The organism is Streptomyces sp. NBC_01477 (genome assembly GCF_036227245.1).
In the GTDB taxonomy this organism is placed as follows: Bacteria; Actinomycetota; Actinomycetes; order Streptomycetales; family Streptomycetaceae; genus Actinacidiphila.
Map to the genome: position 1 here is coordinate 6387490 of NZ_CP109445.1, position 17302 is coordinate 6404791.

Annotated in this window: 18 protein-coding genes; 8 read left to right on the forward strand and 10 right to left on the reverse strand. The window is 72.7% G+C overall.

What is annotated here, in order from left to right; translation table 11 throughout:
• Window positions 1–91: 91 nt before the first annotated feature.
• Window positions 92–778, reverse strand: coding sequence for a DedA family protein (locus tag OHA86_RS27150; RefSeq protein ID WP_329179326.1), 687 nt, complete (start codon window positions 776–778; stop codon window positions 92–94).
• Between the two features lie 660 nt (window positions 779–1438).
• Between OHA86_RS27150 and OHA86_RS27155 the strand changes: the two genes are divergently transcribed.
• Window positions 1439–2020, forward strand: coding sequence for a TMEM165/GDT1 family protein (locus tag OHA86_RS27155; RefSeq protein WP_329179328.1), 582 nt, complete (start codon window positions 1439–1441; stop codon window positions 2018–2020).
• A 40-nt stretch (window positions 2021–2060) separates the two neighbouring features.
• Here OHA86_RS27155 and OHA86_RS27160 read toward each other — a convergent pair whose 3' ends face one another.
• The 3 genes from OHA86_RS27160 to OHA86_RS27170 form a co-directional block, all read right to left on the reverse strand.
• A complete protein-coding gene (locus OHA86_RS27160) occupies window positions 2061–2711 on the reverse strand; it encodes an HAD-IA family hydrolase (RefSeq protein WP_329179330.1) in 651 nt (216 codons plus the stop codon).
• 181 nt (window positions 2712–2892) lie between these two features.
• Window positions 2893–3450, reverse strand: coding sequence for a hypothetical protein (locus OHA86_RS27165; protein WP_329179332.1), 558 nt, complete (start codon window positions 3448–3450; stop codon window positions 2893–2895).
• A gap of 578 nt (window positions 3451–4028) precedes the next feature.
• Window positions 4029–5099, reverse strand: a complete 1071-nt coding sequence (locus OHA86_RS27170) for a peptidoglycan-binding domain-containing protein (protein WP_329179333.1) — start codon at window positions 5097–5099, stop codon at window positions 4029–4031.
• Window positions 5100–5279: 180 nt separating this feature from the next.
• Here OHA86_RS27170 and OHA86_RS27175 point away from each other — a divergent pair, with 180 nt between their 5' ends.
• The 3 genes from OHA86_RS27175 (at window position 5280) to OHA86_RS27185 (ending at window position 8956) form a co-directional block, all read left to right on the forward strand.
• On the forward strand, window positions 5280–7328 hold the full coding sequence (locus tag OHA86_RS27175; protein ID WP_329179334.1) for an MFS transporter: 2049 nt from the start codon (window positions 5280–5282) through the stop codon (window positions 7326–7328).
• A gap of 81 nt (window positions 7329–7409) precedes the next feature.
• On the forward strand, window positions 7410–8102 hold the full coding sequence (locus tag OHA86_RS27180) for a hypothetical protein (RefSeq protein WP_329179336.1): 693 nt from the start codon (window positions 7410–7412) through the stop codon (window positions 8100–8102).
• Entirely contained in the window at window positions 8099–8956 is an 858-nt protein-coding gene (locus OHA86_RS27185; RefSeq protein WP_329179338.1) for a hypothetical protein, read from the forward strand. The genes OHA86_RS27180 and OHA86_RS27185 overlap by 4 nt, the downstream gene beginning before the upstream one ends.
• 248 nt (window positions 8957–9204) lie before the next feature.
• Here OHA86_RS27185 and OHA86_RS27190 read toward each other — a convergent pair whose 3' ends face one another.
• The 5 genes from OHA86_RS27190 to OHA86_RS27210 form a co-directional block, all read right to left on the reverse strand.
• Complete coding sequence (locus tag OHA86_RS27190; protein WP_329179341.1) at window positions 9205–9399, reverse strand: DUF397 domain-containing protein; 195 nt, start codon at window positions 9397–9399, stop codon at window positions 9205–9207.
• Window positions 9400–9416: 17 nt separating this feature from the next.
• Window positions 9417–10271 carry a helix-turn-helix domain-containing protein gene (locus OHA86_RS27195; RefSeq protein ID WP_329179343.1) on the reverse strand — a complete coding sequence of 285 codons (855 nt, stop codon included), beginning with the start codon at window positions 10269–10271 and terminating at the stop codon, window positions 9417–9419.
• Between the two features lie 148 nt (window positions 10272–10419).
• Window positions 10420–10947 carry an MmyB family transcriptional regulator gene (locus tag OHA86_RS27200; RefSeq protein WP_329179345.1) on the reverse strand — a complete coding sequence of 176 codons (528 nt, stop codon included), beginning with the start codon at window positions 10945–10947 and terminating at the stop codon, window positions 10420–10422.
• Window positions 10948–11107: 160 nt separating this feature from the next.
• Window positions 11108–11725 (reverse strand): response regulator transcription factor, encoded by a 618-nt coding sequence (locus OHA86_RS27205; protein ID WP_329179347.1) that lies wholly within the window; start codon window positions 11723–11725, stop codon window positions 11108–11110.
• 316 nt (window positions 11726–12041) lie between these two features.
• Window positions 12042–12635: a TetR family transcriptional regulator gene (locus OHA86_RS27210; RefSeq protein ID WP_329179349.1), complete on the reverse strand. Its 594-nt coding sequence runs from the start codon at window positions 12633–12635 to the stop codon at window positions 12042–12044.
• Window positions 12636–12802: 167 nt separating this feature from the next.
• Here OHA86_RS27210 and OHA86_RS27215 point away from each other — a divergent pair, with 167 nt between their 5' ends.
• Genes OHA86_RS27215 through OHA86_RS27225 form a run of 3 tightly spaced genes read left to right on the forward strand, consistent with a single transcriptional unit; the run spans window position 12803 to window position 16256 of the window.
• Window positions 12803–14416: a glycosyltransferase family 4 protein gene (locus OHA86_RS27215; RefSeq protein WP_329179350.1), complete on the forward strand. Its 1614-nt coding sequence runs from the start codon at window positions 12803–12805 to the stop codon at window positions 14414–14416.
• Window positions 14416–15159: a class I SAM-dependent methyltransferase gene (locus OHA86_RS27220; RefSeq protein ID WP_329179352.1), complete on the forward strand. Its 744-nt coding sequence runs from the start codon at window positions 14416–14418 to the stop codon at window positions 15157–15159. The genes OHA86_RS27215 and OHA86_RS27220 overlap by 1 nt, the downstream gene beginning before the upstream one ends.
• Window positions 15156–16256 (forward strand): prenyltransferase, encoded by a 1101-nt coding sequence (locus tag OHA86_RS27225; protein ID WP_329179354.1) that lies wholly within the window; start codon window positions 15156–15158, stop codon window positions 16254–16256. The genes OHA86_RS27220 and OHA86_RS27225 overlap by 4 nt, the downstream gene beginning before the upstream one ends.
• A 15-nt stretch (window positions 16257–16271) precedes the next feature.
• On the opposite strand, the gene OHA86_RS27230 is transcribed toward OHA86_RS27225, so the two are convergent.
• Window positions 16272–16559: a hypothetical protein gene (locus OHA86_RS27230; RefSeq protein ID WP_329179356.1), complete on the reverse strand. Its 288-nt coding sequence runs from the start codon at window positions 16557–16559 to the stop codon at window positions 16272–16274.
• Window positions 16560–16688: 129 nt separating this feature from the next.
• Between OHA86_RS27230 and OHA86_RS27235 the strand changes: the two genes are divergently transcribed.
• On the forward strand, window positions 16689–17240 hold the full coding sequence (locus OHA86_RS27235; protein ID WP_329179358.1) for a hypothetical protein: 552 nt from the start codon (window positions 16689–16691) through the stop codon (window positions 17238–17240).
• Window positions 17241–17302: the final 62 nt, after the last annotated feature.

A 17302-nucleotide genomic window follows, 5' to 3' on the forward strand; every position in this document is an offset into this window, starting at 1 on the left:
AGAGCTTCGACCGTTTCGAGAGCGGTGAGAGCAGGTCGAAGCGGCGCGAGCACGTCGAAGTGGTGGGTGCGCGTCAGGGAGTTGAGGCGCCTCAGAGCGCTTCGACGACCGAACTGCGGTCGGGGCCGGCGGTGGTGCCCTGCGGCGGGATCGTCAGCGGCACCGCCGCATAGGCCGCGGCGATCGCCGTACGGCGCTCGCGCCGGAAGACGTACGCGGCGAAGGCGCCCGCGCCCAGCAGGGCGACGAAGGACATCAAAGTGCCGAGCCAACTGGCGCCCAGCCACTCGCCGCCGACCCAGCCCAGGCCGACGCTGTAGGTCGCCCAGCAGACGCCGGCCAGCGCGGACCAGGGCAGGAACTCTCCCGGACGGCGGCGGGCCGTGCCCGCGCCCAGGCTGACCACGCTGCGGCCGGCGGGCGCGAAGCGGGCGAGCACCACCAGGGCGCCGCCGCCGCTGTCCAGCACCTGGCTGAGCCGGTCGTGCGCCGCCGACAGCCGCTGCGAGGACGCCATCCGCCGGTCGAACCACTCGCCGCCGCGGAAGGCCAGCCGGTAGGCGATCAGATCGCCGACACAGGACGCCACGGCGGCGCAGCCGAGCAGGGCGAGCACATCGAGGATGTCGTCACTGGTGCCGGTCGACCCGGCGGTCGCCGCGCTGACCACCAGCACACCGCTGGGCAGCACCGGCACGAAGACGTCGAGCAGTACGGACAGTCCGACGAGCAGATAGATCCACGGCCACTCGAAAAGAGAGCCCAGGCCTTGCAGCACCGCGCCTCCTCGTCCTTCGCCGGTCCTACGCGTCGTTGTCGGGTCCTGTCGGTCGTGCGTGTCGCAAGAGTGCTTTCCGATGCCTGGCGGTGCTTGATCCGTGCCGTGTCCGTGCCCGTTTGTGCTGGTCAAGGCCTTGCGGAGCTGTCAGTGCCGGTCTCGCGTCAACGGCGGCGGATCTTCATCCGCCGTCAGCCGTACAGCGTACGCCAGCGCGGGCCGACGGCACCGGTCAGGGTGCGTGACGTACGAGACAATCACGACGTTGTCACGACAGGAATACTTTCCCGAACAACGCTCGGGCCTGCGGGGAAGTGCCCGTGCCGCGGCAATGCCACGTCGGCGCCGGCCGGCTCCAAGTGGCCGCCGCACCAATGCCGATGCAGAAAATCTGCCCAGGCCGGGCATCCCGTACACTGGTGCGCAGCAGAAGGGGAGTAGCTCTTCGCCGGACCGTCGACATACTGCCCGGGTTCGCACGCGGCGCCGCAAGGCGTGGCAATGGACCGGGGCCGGCGCCCGGAGGCAGCGGTACGGGAACGTGCCGCGGCCAGCGAGACCTTCGGCCGCAGTGTTCCGACGCTGCCGTGCCGAAGCGACCCTTCATCTCCGCAGGTCTCTCTCGGCAGGGCAGCCCCTACCGATCGAGGAATCCGACCCGTGCTCAGCCTCACTGTCATAGCCGTTGTCTTCGGCGTGATCTTCCTGGCCGAACTCCCCGACAAGACCGCGCTCGCCAGCCTCATGCTCGGTACCCGCTACCGGGCCTCGTACGTCTTCGCGGGCGTCGCGGCGGCCTTCGTGGTCCATGTCGCGCTCGCCATAGCCGCGGGCAGCCTGCTGACGCTGCTGCCGCACCGCTGGGTGCAAGGAGTGGTCGGGGTGCTCTTCCTGGCCGGCGCGGCCATGCTGCTGCTGTCCAGGGGCGACGACGAGGAGACCGTCAAAGCGCCCTCCGACCAGAGCTTCTGGAAGGTCTCGGGCGCCGGCTTCATGCTGATCCTGGTGGCCGAGTTCGGCGACCTCACCCAGATCATGACCGCCAACCTCGCCGCCCGCTACGACGACCCGGTCTCGGTCGGCATCGGCGCGGTGCTCGGCCTGTGGGCGGTCGCCGCCCTCGGCGTCTTCGGCGGCCGGATGCTGATGAAGCGGGTGCCGCTGTCGCTCATCACGAAGATCGCCGCGGCCTTCATGGTGGTGCTGGCCGGCTTCAGCCTCTACGAAGCGATCGCCGGCTGAGCCTTGGTCCCTGCTAGGCGCGTCACGGTGGGGCCGGTCCTCAGCCCACCGTGACCGTGAGCACGCCGTCCGCGGCCGTCACCCGTACGTCCTCAAGGGACGCCGCATGGGCCGACGGTGCGTGGGCGGCGGCTCGCGGTCCGATGCCGACCACCCGCATCCCGGCGGCGCGGGCGGCGGCTATGCCGACCTCGGCGTCCTCGAAGACCAGGCACTCCTCGGGGGTGAAGCCCAGTTCGACGGCGCCCTTGAGGAAGCCCTCGGGGTCCGGCTTGCTGGCGCCCACCCGCTCGGCGGTGACCCTGACCGGCGGCAGCGGCAGCCCGGCGGCGCCCATCCTGGCCAGCGCGAGCGCCTCGCCCGCCGAGGTCACCAGGGCGTGCGGCTGCCCGGCCAGCGCGGCCAGGAAGGCGGGGGCGCCGGGGACCGGGACGATGCCGACGAGGTCGGCGGTCTCCTCGGCGAGCACCACCGCGTTGTCGGCGTGATTCTGCGCCATGGGGCGGTGCGGGAGCAGCGCGGCCATCGTGGCGTGGCCCTGCCGGCCGTGCACCACCGCCAGGACGGCGGCCGGGTCCAGGCCCTGCCGGACCGCCCACCGGGTCCAGCACCGCTCCACCACCGCGTCGGAGTCGACGAGCGTCCCGTCCATGTCGAGCAGCAGAGCGCGGGCGGTGAACACGGACGGCATGGGACTCCCTCGGACGGCCTCGCGGCGTACTCAGTGGTTCCGCCCGCCGGTCAGGGAGACGGGCGGAACCACTTTGTTCCTCGAAGATACAAAATATTCGGGTGCGGCGCCACCCCCTGGTCCGGGGCGCCACGCCTGGCCTCGGGGCATTGCCCCGGGGTTCGGGGTGTCGCCCCCGGGTTCAGGGCGCCACCACGAATTGCAGCAGGCCCCAGGTGAAGTGGGCCACCACCCGTTCACCGGTGCGGGGCACGGTCACCGCGAGCCGAGCGCGGCTCGGGGCGTCCGCCGGGAGCGGGGCCGCGGGCGGGAAGGCGCGGGCCACGTCGTCCACGACGCAGGACCAGGGCGTCAGGTCCTCGACGCCGCTCAGCGGCGGAGGGGCCGCGCCGGGCGCGCGGACCAGCCACTCGTTCCACACCGCCGTGCCGCCGGGCGCGCACAGCACCTCGAACCGCAGATCGGGCCACAGCGGCAGCGGCCACAGCAGCGCGCGGCACGTCAGGTCGCCGACCTGCCGCTCGACCTCCGCCACGGGTGGCCCGAGCGCCAGCCGGTACCCCCGCTCGCCGCCGGGATACGTCCGCGAGCGCAGCCGCGCCTGCCAGGCGCGGTGCGCTTCCCTCAGGTCGGCGTGCGACGCGCCCAGCGCGCGGAGCGCGTCGTCCACCAGGCCGGGGTGGTGGTCGGCCATTCTGCGCAGCAGCATGAGCTGGAATTGGGGGAGTCCGAAGGCCATCTTTTCGACCTTACCGGTCCGGGTCCCTCACTTCCCCGCGCCCCGGGGGAGGGCCAACGCGTTCCGCTCCGCTGGGGTGATTGCCGCGTGCGGTACGCACCTGTCCGACGCGCCGTCCTGGCTTCTCGCGCAGTTCCCCGCGCCCCTGGGTGATTGCCCCTTGCGGTGCGTGCTTGTCTGCTGCGCCGTCTCGGCTGGCCGCGCAGTTCCCCGCGCCCTTTGGGGCGCTTCCCCCTCCCCTTGCGGAAGAGGGCACGCCGTTCAGGGGCGCGCGGAACCGCGCGACAAGCCACAACGAACCGTCGGGCGAGGGCGGACAGCCACCACCCCAGGGGCGCGGGGAACTGCGCGCCCAACCACAACGCACCGCAAGGTGCGACGCCCACCGCAAGTGGCAGCCCCTCAGGGGCGCGCGGAACCGCGCGGCCAGCCACGGCGGGCCGTCGTGGGAGGACGGCGGCCACCGCCCCGGGACGCGCTCGGCCGAGGCACCGGCAAGGTGCGGGCCACCGCAAATGGCACCCCCCCGCGGGGATTGCGCGGGCACACCGTTGGGCGGGGGTCCTCCCGGGGAGGGGTCAGTGGGAGTGGTGCGGGTTGCCGGACGGCGAGGTGGCGCGGACGAGAGCCGTATGGGTCGCCTGGCCATAAACCCCGGAGGGGTCACCGCGGACGCCGTACCAGATCTGGAAGACCGCCACCGCCTGCTCGACACCCATGTCGTACCGCCCGTCGATGGCCCCGCGGTAGACCCACACCTCGGTGAGCCGCTGCTGGAGGTCCGTGACCGCCGCCCCGCTCGCCCCGAGTTGCAGCACCGCGGGCGGCGCGGGTGTCGTGGGCGGTGCGGGCGGCGCCGTCGCCGTAACCGGCGGCGGAGTGCTCTGCGGCGGCGTCGCGGGCGTCGAGGGGGCCGGCGGCGCCGTCGTGGCGGCGGCCGGGGCCGCCGCCACCGCCAGTGGCGTGACGGGCGCGCTCGGCGCCGGCTTGGGAGCGGGCGACGTCGTCGCCCGCATCGGATAGTGGGTGACCCTCACCGGCTGCGTGACGGCGGCCCCCGGCGCCGCGTCCGCGGGCAATGTGACGTCGGGCGCGGCCGACGCGGGCTCGGGCAGCGCCCGGTCGGTGCCGCGCGGCTCATCGCCCATCACCGAGCCGGTGACGGCCACCGCCCCCGCGGCCAGCGCGGACGCGGCGACGGCCGCCGCGGTGACCACGATGCCGCGCCGCCTGCGCCGGTGCCGCCCATGTGCCGCGGCGGCAGCCGCCTCGCGGATGTCGTCGTCGGGCGGATACTCCAGCGGGTATTCCTGCGCCGCCGCCATCGCGGCATATTCCGCGGGGAAGAGGCCGAGGTCGGTGGTCGCCGGGCCGCCCTCGCCCTCGCCGGCCACGTCGATCAGCGGCCGTACGGTCGTATCCGTACCGTCGGCGGTGTCGCCCGGGTCGCCGACGTAGGGGCGTACGCGCAGCGGGTGGAAGCCCTCGGTCACCGCGAGTGCGGCGGCCCGCTCGGCGGCGCGTTCCGCGGCCCGGACCTCGCCACCGCCGTCCACTGTGACCACGGCAATCTCCGTGGTCACACCGGTCACACCGATGTCGTCAGGCTCGTACGGCCCTGCCGTACGGTCCGGCTGCTGCGGCGCCACTGGTTTCCCCTCCCGCCGTCGTTCGCGCGTTCGCAAAGACGTGTCAGTGATTATGCCGATACCCCATGCCGTCGCATACCCGGTCCCCTCTCCGGTGGCGCACTTCCGCAGGCCGTAACCGCACAAACGGTGCAAATATGAGAGTCCGACCGTCGGGGGGCGACGCGAGGAGCCGTTCTCATGGCCCAGGACACCAGCACCGCGGTGGCGCCGGGTGCGGACCAGGACCGGCGCCAGGTACGGATCGCGATCGGTGCCCTCGCCCTCGGACTGCTGCTCGCCGCCCTCGACCAGACCATCGTGTCCACCGCGCTGCCCACCATCGTCAGCGAACTCGGCGGCATCGACCATCTGTCCTGGGTGGTCACCGCCTACCTGCTCGCGTCCACCGCCGCCACCCCGCTGTGGGGCAAGCTCGGCGACATGTACGGCCGCAAACGGCTGTTCCAGGGCGTCATCGTGCTCTTCCTGATCGGCTCCGCGCTGTGCGGAGTCGCCCAGAGCATGGGTGAGTTGATCGCCTTCCGCGCTCTGCAGGGCCTGGGCGGCGGCGGGTTGATCGTGCTGTCCATGGCGATCGTCGGGGACATCGTGCCGCCTCGCGACCGGGGCCGCTACCAGGGCGTGTTCGGCGGGGTGTTCGGCGCCGCCAGTGTGCTGGGGCCGCTGCTCGGCGGGGTGTTCACCCAACAGCTCTCCTGGCGCTGGGTGTTCTACATCAACCTGCCGATCGGCGTCATCGCGCTCGCCGTCATCGCCGCGGTCCTGCACATCCCGGTGCGCCGCACCTCGCACCGGATCGACTACACCGGCATGGTGGTGGTGGCCTCCGCCGCCACCTGCCTGGTGCTGGTCACCTCGCTCGGCGGCACCACCCTGGCGTGGGGCTCGGCCGGCATCGTGACCCTCGCGGTGGTCGGTGTCGCCCTGGTCGCCGTCTTCGTGCTGATCGAGCGGCGCGCGCAGGAACCCGTGCTGCCGCCGCGGCTCTTCCGGGTGCGGACCTTCGTGGTGTGCTCGGTGATCTCCTTCATCATCGGCTTCGCGATGTTCGGCGCCATGACCTATCTGCCGACCTTCCTCCAGGTCGTGCACGGCTACTCGCCGACGCTCTCCGGCGTCCACATGATCCCGATGGTGGTCGGCCTGCTGATCTCCTCCACCGGCTCGGGCCAGATCGTCAGCCGCACCGGCCACTACAAGGTCTTCCCGATCGTCGGCACCGCCGTGACCGCGGTCGGCCTGCTGCTCCTGCACCAGCTCGACGAGCACACCGCCACCTGGGTGATGAGCCTGTACTTCTTCGTCTTCGGCCTCGGGCTCGGCCTGGTGATGCAGGTGCTGGTGCTCGCGGTGCAGAACGCGGTCGGGTACGAGGACCTGGGCTCCGCGACCTCCGGCGCGACCTTCTTCCGCTCCATCGGCGCGTCCTTCGGCGTCTCCGTCTTCGGCACCGTCTTCACCAACCAGCTCTCCGCCAAGCTGACCTCCGCGCTGCGCGGGGTCCGGCTGCCGGCCGGCTTCGACCCCGCCCGGCTCCAGGCCGACCCCACGGCCATCGCCCGGCTGCCCGGGACCGTCAAGGCGCCGGTCCTGCACGCGTACTCGCAGGCCATCACCACGGTCTTCCTGTGGGCCGTCCCCGTCGCGCTGGTCGGCTTCGTGACGGCCTGGCTGCTCAAGGAGGAGCCGCTGCGGGGCAGCGTCACCGTGCCGGACGCCGCCGAGACGGTGGGCGTCAACCCGGTGGAGCGGACCTCGCTCGACGAGATCGCCCGCTGCCTTTCGCTGCTCGGCGGCCGGGACGCCCGCCGCGACCTCTACACCCGCATCACCCGGCTGGCCGGCCTCGACATCCACCCCGCCACCAGCTGGCTGCTGCTCCGCCTCGCCCACGACGGCCGGGCCGACCCCGTCGAACTCGCCCGCCGCACCACCGTGCCCGCCGACGTCATCGAGGCGGCAGCGGTCGAGGCGGAATCCGGCGGCTACGCGGTACGCGAGGGCAACCCGCTGACCCTCACCGCGTCCGGCACCGCGCTCGCCGACCGCCTCACCGAGGCCAGGCGCACCGTCCTGGCCGGCCTGCTCGGCGACTGGGACCCCGCCGCCCACACCGAACTCGCCGCCCTGGTGAAAAGGTTGAGCACCGAGCTGTGCGGCGGCGACGGCGACCACCCCGACCGGCGGCCCCGTGCGAAACCGGCCGCCACCGGAGAAGCCGCATAACGGGCACACGGGTTTGCGCCGCGCGTCTGCGGCAAGCCGACCGACTGGACGGGTGACACCGGGACAGACGGGAGGCAGGACATGTCCACAGGAGCGATTGTCGCTGTCGTGGCGGCAGTCATCATCGTGATCGCGATTGTCGCGGTCGTGATGATGAAGCGCGACGGCGCGGGAGGCCCTGGGCTCAAGCGCCGCTTCGGGCCCGAGTACGAATGGACACTGGCGCGCAACGACGGCGACATCCGTGCCACCCGGCGCGAACTCGCCGAGCGCGTCAAGCGGTACGGCGACCTGGAGACGCGGGCCCTGCCCGCCGAGGCCCAGGAGCGGTACGCGGCACGGTGGAACGCGGTCAAGGCCCAGTTCGTGGACGACCCGAGCGCGGCGCTCACCGAGGCCGACCAGCTGATCGGCCAGCTCGCCGCCGAGCGCGGCTACCCGGCGGCGAACACCGCCGAGCACGTCGACGCGCTGTCGGTGCACCACCCGCACCACGTGCACGGCTACCGGGAGGCGCACGCAGCCGTCACCGGTGACGGCCGGCACGGCACGGAGGACCTGCGCACGGCGCTGGTCTCCGCACGCGGGCTCTTCGACGAATTGCTGCAGGGCGGCGGTCGCGGCACGCGCCGCGCCGCCGAGTTGGAGACCGCCGACACGGCGGATGTGGAGCCGGACGCGGAGTCGGTCCCGGCACAGGACGAGACCAAGCAGGTACGGGGCAAGCGGCTTGCCGCCCTCACGGGGCGCGGGCGGACGGAGGAAGAGCAGTGAGCGAGTCAGCAGCGGCCGAGCGGTCCAGAGTCCCCGAGCCGGACGAGCCGGGCGGCGAGCGCGCCGCCAGGGCCACTTCCGGGGACGCCACCACGGCGGTTCCCGAGCGCGGGCAGAAGGTCGTTCCCGAGCCCGGCCCGAAGGCCACGCAGGAGAGCACCGGGTCCGTGTCGGGCTCCGACCAGGCGCAGAAGGCCACCCCTGAGCAGGCGTCCAGGACGGCGTCCGAGTCCGGGCAGAGGGCGACCTCCGAGCCGGGCCGGCGGTCCACCCAGGACAGCGCCCAGCGGACGGTCACCGAGTCCGGCCAGCGGTCCACCCAGGACAGCGCGCAGAAGGCGGCCTCCGAGCCGGGGCAGCGCTCCACGCTGGGCGACGCCCAGCGGACGGCTGCCGAGTCCGGCCAGCGGTCCACCCAGGACAACGCCCGGAAGTCCACCCAGGAGTACGCCGCCAAGGCCGGCTCGGACCGCGCTTCGGACCGTGCCTCCGAGAGCACGTCCGACCGTGCTTCCGACCGTGCTTCCGAGCGCACCGCCAAGCTCGGCTCCGACCACGGGCAGAAGGCCGGCTCCGAGTCCGCCCGCGCCAATGGCGCGGCTCCCGGCGAGGACGACCCCGGGAAGCTCGGGCGCAAGATGGAGCACGCGATCGGCGGCTTCGTGGACGACCCGCGCCGGGCGGTGCGGGAGGCCGACTCCGTGCTGGAGGAGGCCATCACCCGCCTCACGCGGACCGTCGAGGCCCGCAGGGACGGGCTGCGGAAGGAGTGCAAGGACGGTGCGGACACCGAGGAGCTGAGGGTCGCACTCACCCACTACCGCGACCTGACCTCGCACCTCCTCACCATCTGACCCACGTCCCGCACATCCCGTGTGCCCTCGTCGACGGCGTGGCGCGTCGGTGGCCCTCCGGAGATCCGTCCGGGGGGCCACCGACGCGCCACGCCTGCGTGGTGTCCGCGAGCGCGGCAACCGGCGCCGCCAGGGCGGCGCGGGGACATGGGGACATGGGGGGCCGAGGCCTTCATGGGCGCAGGAACGGGGGAGCCCTCACCCTGACGTGCGGCCTGAGGCCGCACGTCCCGGGCCGCCGCCGGAGTTCAGGAGCCGGCGGCGCCGTGTTTGATCGCCTGGAGGAAGCGGGCCAGGGCCGACGGCGAGGTGGAGAGCACGACGCCCGGGTCGTCGCTCTCCCGTAGCAGCACCGCACCCCCGGCCGTGACGGCCAGCTCCACACAGTCGCCCTGCTCCTGCGAAAACGTGGACTTCTGCCAGATCAGCGGCGGCGCGGTCATCGGCTGGCCTTCCGGTCTCAGAGGTCTCTGGAGGCGCTGAGGATGAAGTCCCGCGACTGGGACTCGTCGAGCGCGACCGCGGCGAGGGTGTTGTACAGAATGCGGTAGTTCGCCAGCTGTGGTGCCGCGTGCAGAAAAGTGACGCCGTGCGCGGAGTCGATCTGCACCGTATCGAGCGCGCGGACCGTGCCGCTGGTGTACAGCATCGCGTGGCCGGATCCGATATGGCCGTCCGCGGCGAACGGGATGACCCTGACGCTTATGTGCGGCAGGTGGCTCAGCTCCTGGAGGTGTTCGAGCTGGGCGCGGGCCACCTTGCCGCCGCCGAACCGCATCCGCAGCGCCGCCTCGTGGATCAGCGCCTCGTACGGTGTCGCGGACTCGCGGTAGAGCACCCCGGAGCGCTCCATGCGCTGGGCGACCCTGGCCTCCAACTCGCCCGGTGGCAGCGGCGGGATCGCGTAGCCGAAGACCGTGCGGGTGTAGTCCTCGGTCTGGAACACCCCGGGGATGTGGGTGATCTGGATGGTGCGCAGATGGACGGCGTGGAATTCCAGCTCCGCGATGTCCAGCAGCGCGGCGGGCACCACCCCGCGGTAGGCCTCCCACCAGCCCTTGCGGCCCAGGCCGTTGGCCATCACGACCAGGGCGTCGATCAGTTCGGTGTCGCCGCATTCGTAGAACGACGCGAGGCGCCGCAGCCGCTCCTCGCTGACCCCGAGCCGCCCGGCCTCGATGTGACTGACCTTGGCCGGATCGGTGCCGAGCAGACGGGCGGTGTCGCGGGCCGTGATACCGGATGCCTCGCGCATTTTCCGTAGCTCCGCACCGAGGCGCTCCTGACGGGCGGTTGCGGTGCTTCTGAGCGGCATGGTGTCCCTTCTTGGTGCTGGTTCGAGTGTGCCGTTCCGCTCACCCCGGGTCCAGATCGTTTCTGGAAATTTCGGCGACAAGGTTGCAGAGGGGCACTATTGCCCCATATGGTTCATCGGGGCATGCGTACATGAACAGTCAACTCCCTTATCGTGCATGGTTGTTGACAGGGGTACGTGCCAGCGGCGACGTCCGGCGCCACGAGCCCGGCTGCGCCCGCCCCACACGCCGGTGCAGCCGCTCCTGCGACGGCGAACCGGGTTCCGGAAAACGCGCCACCACACCGCGGCCGGGATCGTCCTCGACCGCCAACCGTACGGAGGTCAGGTCGAGTCGGCCGACCACCGGATGCTGGGAACGGCGGGTCGCGGACCGGAAGGCCTCGACATCGTGCGCCGCCCACAGCCCGCCGAGCAGCGGACTCGCCGCCAGCGGCGCCCCGGCGAGTTCGGCGGCCCGCGGATCGTCCCGCTCGTACGCCGCCTGCCCGCGCGGCACCGCCGTCGGCCAGCGCACTTCACCGTCCCCGTCGTCGAACGGCGCCGTGAGGCCGGGCTCGGTGAACATCAGCCGGATCACGCTGAGTTCCGAGGGCGGCCGGTTGACGCCGAGCCGGCCCGCGGCCAGCGCCTCCTCCGCGTCGTTCCACGCCAGGACGTCGAAGCAGCGGTCCACGATCGAAGGCCGGATCCGGCGACCGGGCGTCCAGGAAGGCCCGCAGCGCCGGTCCGACCGGGACCGCGGAAGCCGTACGGGCCGGCGGCGGCCGGACGCCCCTTCACCGCGCCCGCCGGATCGTGCGTCCCGCCCCCCTGCGCCCGCCGCGGGCCGGGCCCTACACCCAGCCCGCGAAGCGGGAGATGCGGATGGCGTCCACCCGGTTGCGCGCGCCCGTCTTGCGGGTGATGGCGGCCAGGTAGTTGCGCACGGTGCCGTTGCACAGGTGCAGGCTGCGGGCGATCTCCGTGACGGAGGCGCCTTCCGCGCTGAGCGACAGCACGGTCAGTTCGCGCGGGGTCAGCGGCATGTCGGCGGCCTGGAGGAATTCCACGGCCAGGGATTCGTCGACGAACCGTTTCCCCTGGGCGGCCTGGCGGATCGCGGTGGGCAGCCGGTCCGCCGAGCGGTCCTTGTTCACGAAGCCGAGCGCGTCGGCGGCGTACGCCCGCCGCAGACTGCCCGGTTTGCCGCTGTTGGTGAGGACGATCAGGGCGCACCCGTCCGCGGCGGTCCCGGCGCCGCCGGACGGGCCGCCCCTGGCCCGCTCGGTGTGCCGGCGCCAGCCGGGGCAGTCGGCGTCGACCACACACACGTGCGGGCTGTGGAAGCGGCCGGGATCGCGCAGCAGATGCCACCCGGTGGCCGTCACCTCGAAGTCCGGCTCCCCGCCCAGCAGCGCCGCAAGCGCGGACCGCAGCAGACAGGTGTCATGGGCCACCAGCACGCGTATCACTCGACTTCCCCTCGCATCACCTCGTCGCACCGGATCTCCGGAAGAACGCGACTGAGAACTACCCTGGGGAGATGTCCGACAAGACCCGGATTCCGGTCGTCCTGAGGCAGTCGAGGGGCGGTTCGGCGCGCACGGGGGCGCGCGACCGCCGCCGAATGCGCGGTCTCCCGCCGCTGTCCGGCCGACTGGTGCGGCGGTTCGCCGGTTGCCCGGCGGCTGCTCGGCCGGCCCGCGCGGCGGTTCGGCTGCCCCCTGTGGTCGTCGGCGGTCGTCGGACCGCCCCTCGCGGCCGATCAGCCGTGCCCACCGCGGCCGGTCAGGACGCCGGGGCGTCCTCGGGGATCAGCCGGCACACCGTGCGGATGTCCTCGCGCACCTGCTCCACCGGCGCCCGCGCGGCCAGCCAGCTGACCAGGGCGGCATGCCAGGTGTGCTCGACCACCCGGACGGCCGAGACGCACTCGGCCGACGGCTCGGCGCCGAGCCGCATCGCGTCGAGGATGATCGCCCGGGTGAGCACCGAGACGGTGTCCACCTCCGCGCGGACCGACCGGTCCGCGAAGATCAGCGCCCGCACCATCGCGTCGGCGAGCAGCGGTTCGCGCTGTAGCGCGCGGAAGGCGCGCAGCAGCGTCTCGGCGACCCGCTCGCCCGGCGTCGGAGCGGTCGGCGGGCGGTCGCGGAGCGTGTCGTGGAGCTGTCCGAGCTGGTCCTGCATGACCGCGACCAGCAGATGGACCTTGGAGGGGAAGTACCGGTAGAGCGTGCCGAGCGCCACCCCGGACTCCTCGGCGACCTCCCGCATCTGGACCGCGTCGAAGCCGCCGCCGGCGGCGAGCCGGGTGCTGGCGTCCAGGATGCTCCGCCGCCTGGCCTCCTGCCGTACGGTCAAAGCGGTGATGCGGCCCATACGTCCTTCCATCCGGCACACGCGGCACCGGCGCGCACGCCGTACCGGGCCCGTGGACCCGTCCGGTTGCCGGTGGACTCGCCTTCTGTACCATCGAGTCTGAAACTTGTTCTAGATTAGCGCGACCGGTTACGCTCCGGCTCTATCGCTGCGAAGGGGGCCGGGAAGTGACGGCAGAGGCCAGGCCGCTACGGATCGCGCTGCTCAGCTACAAGGGCAACCCCTACTGCGGCGGCCAGGGCGTCTACGTCCGGCACCTCTCCCGCGAGCTGGCCGCACTCGGCCACAGCGTCGAGGTGATCGGCGCGCAGCCGTATCCCGTCCTGGACGCGGTCGGTGACGGCGTCACCCTCACCGAGCTGCCCAGCCTCGACCTCTACCGGCAGCCGGACCCGTTCCGTACGCCCAGGCGCGGCGAATACCGCGACTGGATCGACCTGCTCGAAGTCGCGACGATGTGGACCGGCGGCTTTCCCGAGCCGCTGACGTTCAGCCTGCGGGCCAGGCGGCACCTGGCCGCGCGCCGCGCCGACTTCGACGTCGTCCACGACAACCAGACGCTCGGCTACGGGCTGCTCGGCCTCGGGCTGCCGCTGGTCACCACCGTGCACCACCCGATCACCGTGGACCGCCGGCTCGACCTGGCGGCGGCGGCCGGCTGGAAGCGCCGGGTGTCCATACGCCGCTGGTACGGCTTCACGCGCATGCAGAAGCGGGTGGCCGTGCGGCTGCCTTCGGTGCTCACCGTGTCGGGCTCGTCCAGCGCCGAGATCAGTGCGGACCTCGGAGTGCGCCCCGAGCGGGTCCACACCGTGCCGATCGGCGCCGACACCCGGCTGTTCTCGCCCGATCCGGCGGTGCCCGAGGTGCCGGGCCGCATCGTGACCACGTCGAGCGCCGATGTGCCGCTCAAGGGCCTGGTCTTCCTGGTCGAGGCGCTGGCCAAGGTCCGGGTGCAGCACCCGGCCGCGCATCTGGTCGTGGTCGGCAACCGGCCCGAGAGCGGACCGGTCGCCGAGGCGATCGACGACTTCGGCCTCGCGGATGCCGTCGACTTCGTCAAGGGCATCAGCGACGCCGAACTGGTCGACCTGATCCGCAGCGCCGAGGTGGCGTGCGTGCCGTCGCTCTACGAGGGCTTCTCGCTGCCCGCGGCGGAGGCGATGGCGACGGGCACGGCGCTGGTCGCCACCACCGGCGGTGCCGTACCCGAGGTCGCGGGACCCGACGGGGAGACCTGCCTCGCGGTGCCCCCGGGCGACGCGGGCGCGCTGGCCGCGGCGCTGGAGCTGGCGCTCGGCGATCCGTCCCTGCGCCGCCGGCTGGCCGCGGCGGGCCGCGCCCGGGTCCTGTCCCGCTTCACCTGGACCCGCGCGGCGGCCGAGACCGCGACGCTCTACCGCGAGGCGATCGCGAGGCAGGCCCACCGGGGCCGGCCCGATCAGGGGCGCGCTGTCCGCGCGGCGGGAGGTGCCCCAAAGGGACGCGGGCCACTGCGTGAGCAACCGCCCACCGGCCGGTGGTCAGGACACGGCAGCGACAGCCCCTCCGGGCCGGTGGCGACCCGCGCCCCGGCGGGGGCTGAGCGCGCGGTTCCCCGCGCACCTGCGGGGCTCGGCCCGGAGCGCGAGGGTGCACCCGATGGGCTCGGCCCGGAGCGCGAGGGTGCCGTTGAGGGGCGCCTCCCAGGGCGTGAACGTGCCGTCGAGGGGCAATCCGGGGCCGGGGCCGGAAACGTCAACGCCCCCGGGGCGACCGGTACCGTGGGGAGCAACCGCTGATGCTGACCGTCGACTTCACCCGCTTCCCGATCGCCGCGGGCGACCGCGTGCTCGACCTCGGCTGCGGCGGCGGCCGGCACGCCTTCGAGTGCTACCGGCGCGGCGCGCGGGTCGTCGCCCTGGACCGCAACGGCGAGGAGATCCGCGAGGTCGCCCGCTGGTTCGCGGCCATGAAGGAGGCCGGCGAGGCCCCGGCCGGCGCCTCCGCGACGGCCATGGAGGGCGACGCCCTCCACCTGCCCTTCCCCGACGACAGCTTCGACGTCGTCATCATCTCCGAGGTGATGGAGCACATCCCCGACGACAAGGGCGTGCTCGCCGAGATGGTCCGGGTGCTGCGGCCCGGCGGCCGGATCGCGGTCACCGTGCCGCGCTACGGCCCGGAGAAGGTCTGCTGGGCGCTGTCCGACGCCTACCACGAGGTCGAGGGCGGCCACATCCGCATCTACAAGGCCGACGAGCTGCTCGGCCGGATGCGGGAGGCGGGCCTGCGCCCGTACGGCACCCACCACGCGCACGGGCTGCACGCTCCGTACTGGTGGATCAAGTGCGCGCTCGGCGTCGACAACGACCAGGCACTGCCGGTGAAGCTCTACCACAAGCTGCTGGTGTGGGACATCATGAAGAAACCGCTGGCCACCAGGGTCGCGGAGCAGGCGCTCAACCCGTTGATCGGCAAGAGCTTCGTGGCGTACGCGACGAAACCGCAGCTGCCGCGGGACCCGCGGGACGCTGCCAAGTGACCCGGGCCGACCGTGACCAGCGCGGTATCGAACGGCTGGCGCTCCCGGGGGTGCTCACCGCCGAGCAGGCCGCGCGGACCGTCGACGCGGTGCTGGCCGTACAGCGCCCGGACGGCGCCATCCCATGGTTCCCCGGCCACCACCTCGACCCGTGGGACCACATCGAGGCGGCCATGGCGCTGGACGCGGCGGGCGAACACATCGCCGCCGAGGCCGCGTACGAGTGGCTGGTACGCCACCAGGACGCCGACGGCGGGTGGTTCGCCGCCTACCAGGACGGCGACCCGGCCCGGCCGACCGACCGTGCCCGTGAGTCCAACTTCTGCGCCTACCTGGCTGTCGGCGCCTGGCACCACTATCTGTCCACCGGCGACGACGCCTTCATCGAGCGGATCTGGCCGGCCGTCGCCGCCGCGGTGGAATTCGTGCTGGCGCTCCAGCAGCCGGGCGGGCAGATCGGCTGGAAGCGCGAGGCCGCGGACAAGGGCGGCGCGGTCGTCACCGACGCGCTGCTGACCGGGAGTTCATCGATCCACCAGGCACTGCGCTGCGCCCTGGCGATCGCCGAGCACCGCGAGGAGCCGCAGCCGGACTGGGAGTTGGCGACCGGCGCGCTCGGGCACGCGATCCGCCGGCATCCCGAGCGCTTCCTCGACAAGAGCCGCTACTCGATGGACTGGTACTACCCGGTGCTCTCCGGCGCCCTGCGCGGCCCCCGCGCCCTGGCCCGGATCGAGGAGGGCTGGCCGCGTTTCGTGGTGCCGGGGCTCGGGGTGCGCTGTGTGCTGCCCAATCCCTGGGTGACCGGCGGCGAGACGGCGGAACTCGCGCTCGCGCTGTGGGCGGTGGGGGAGTCCGACCGCGCGGTGCGGCTGCTCGCCGACATGCAGCGCCTGCGGGCCGACGACGGCCTGTACTGGACCGGCTACGTCTTCGACGACGACGCCATGTGGCCGGTGGAACGCACCACCTGGACGGCCGGGGCACTGCTGTTGGCGGTGGCCGCGCTCGGGGGGGATGAGGCGACCACCGCCGTCTTCGGGGCGGAGCGACTGCCGAACGGGCTTGCGCCCGGCTGCTGTCCGCCCCGGCTCTGAGGGATCACCAGGCCGTCACGTCCTGTTGACCCGGCCCGCGATCGCATGCGCGATCAGCATGTAAACGACTGCGGGCAGACCGTAGTTGAGTACGGTGCGCCACTTCGCGTTGTCCGGTGTGAAGAGGTCCTTCGACCAGCCCGCCAACCAATTGGCCGAGTGGTGCACCCAGTCGACCAGGTCGTTCGCCCGGTTGGCGTCGAAGACGAAGAAGAGGATCCACAGTACGAGGATCAATGCAGCGATGTCTGCGGCGATGAGAATGATCACCGCGGCGGGGTTGCCGCCATACCGTCTGGCCATGACAGCCGCCTTGCCCCGAACGGGTGGTTGAAACCCGTCCGGGCGCCCACCGGTCGCGCGTGTGTACGGACCGGGTGATGCTGCGAGGACATAGGACGCAACCGTTCCCATACGCCCCGGAGGTCCCCCGTGCCGACCGGCATTCCGCTGCGCAGGACCCTTGTCGCGCTGCTGCTCGCCGCCGCCCTGCTGGCCCTGCCGGCCTGCGGCGGCGGCTCCTCCTCGGGCAGCGGTACGACCGGCGCGGTCAACATCACCGCGTCCGCCTCGCCGAGCCAGCAGAAGCTCGCCAAGACCCGCTTCGTGGCCAACGCCGGGCTCGCCGCCGGGGCGGTCTACCAGTGGGTCGTCAAGCCGTACCGCAAGGGCTCGTTCAAGAAGGGCGCCAAGAGCCGCACCCTCACGCTGGTCAAGGCGGGCCTGGCCGGCACCTTCGCGTACAACAGGCTCAAGGCCGCGGCCAAGAACGCGCAGGGCGATCCCACGCTGAGCAAGTACATGGCGCCGGTCGTCGCGGGCATCGGCGCGCTCAAGGACCTGCCGGGCAAGCTGCGCAAGGGCGACGGCAGCGCCGTGAACAGCTACAACGACGTCATCAACAAGGTGAAGGAGGCCGGCAAGAACGCCGGCGCCGACGTCAAGGACAAGGTGCCCTCGCTCGATGAGCTCAAGAGCGGCTGACCCCCCCGGCAGCACGGCGGCCGGCCACCCGGTGAGGGGTGGCCGGCCGCCGTGCGGTGCAG

What these genes read in the sequence shown, in the direction of transcription:
- OHA86_RS27175 (WP_329179334.1), top strand. Translation starts at nt 5,280, where the DNA reads ATGGCCCAGGACACCAGCACCGCGGTGGCGCCGGGTGCGGACCAGGAC.
- OHA86_RS27220 (WP_329179352.1), top strand. Translation starts at nt 14,416, where the DNA reads ATGCTGACCGTCGACTTCACCCGCTTCCCGATCGCCGCGGGCGACCGC.
- OHA86_RS27165 (WP_329179332.1), bottom strand. Translation starts at nt 3,450, where the DNA reads ATGGCCTTCGGACTCCCCCAATTCCAGCTCATGCTGCTGCGCAGAATG.
- OHA86_RS27180 (WP_329179336.1), top strand. Translation starts at nt 7,410, where the DNA reads ATGTCCACAGGAGCGATTGTCGCTGTCGTGGCGGCAGTCATCATCGTG.
- OHA86_RS27210 (WP_329179349.1), bottom strand. Translation starts at nt 12,635, where the DNA reads ATGGGCCGCATCACCGCTTTGACCGTACGGCAGGAGGCCAGGCGGCGG.
- OHA86_RS27230 (WP_329179356.1), bottom strand. Translation starts at nt 16,559, where the DNA reads ATGGCCAGACGGTATGGCGGCAACCCCGCCGCGGTGATCATTCTCATC.
- OHA86_RS27160 (WP_329179330.1), bottom strand. Translation starts at nt 2,711, where the DNA reads ATGCCGTCCGTGTTCACCGCCCGCGCTCTGCTGCTCGACATGGACGGG.
- OHA86_RS27190 (WP_329179341.1), bottom strand. Translation starts at nt 9,399, where the DNA reads ATGACCGCGCCGCCGCTGATCTGGCAGAAGTCCACGTTTTCGCAGGAG.
- OHA86_RS27195 (WP_329179343.1), bottom strand. Translation starts at nt 10,271, where the DNA reads ATGCCGCTCAGAAGCACCGCAACCGCCCGTCAGGAGCGCCTCGGTGCG.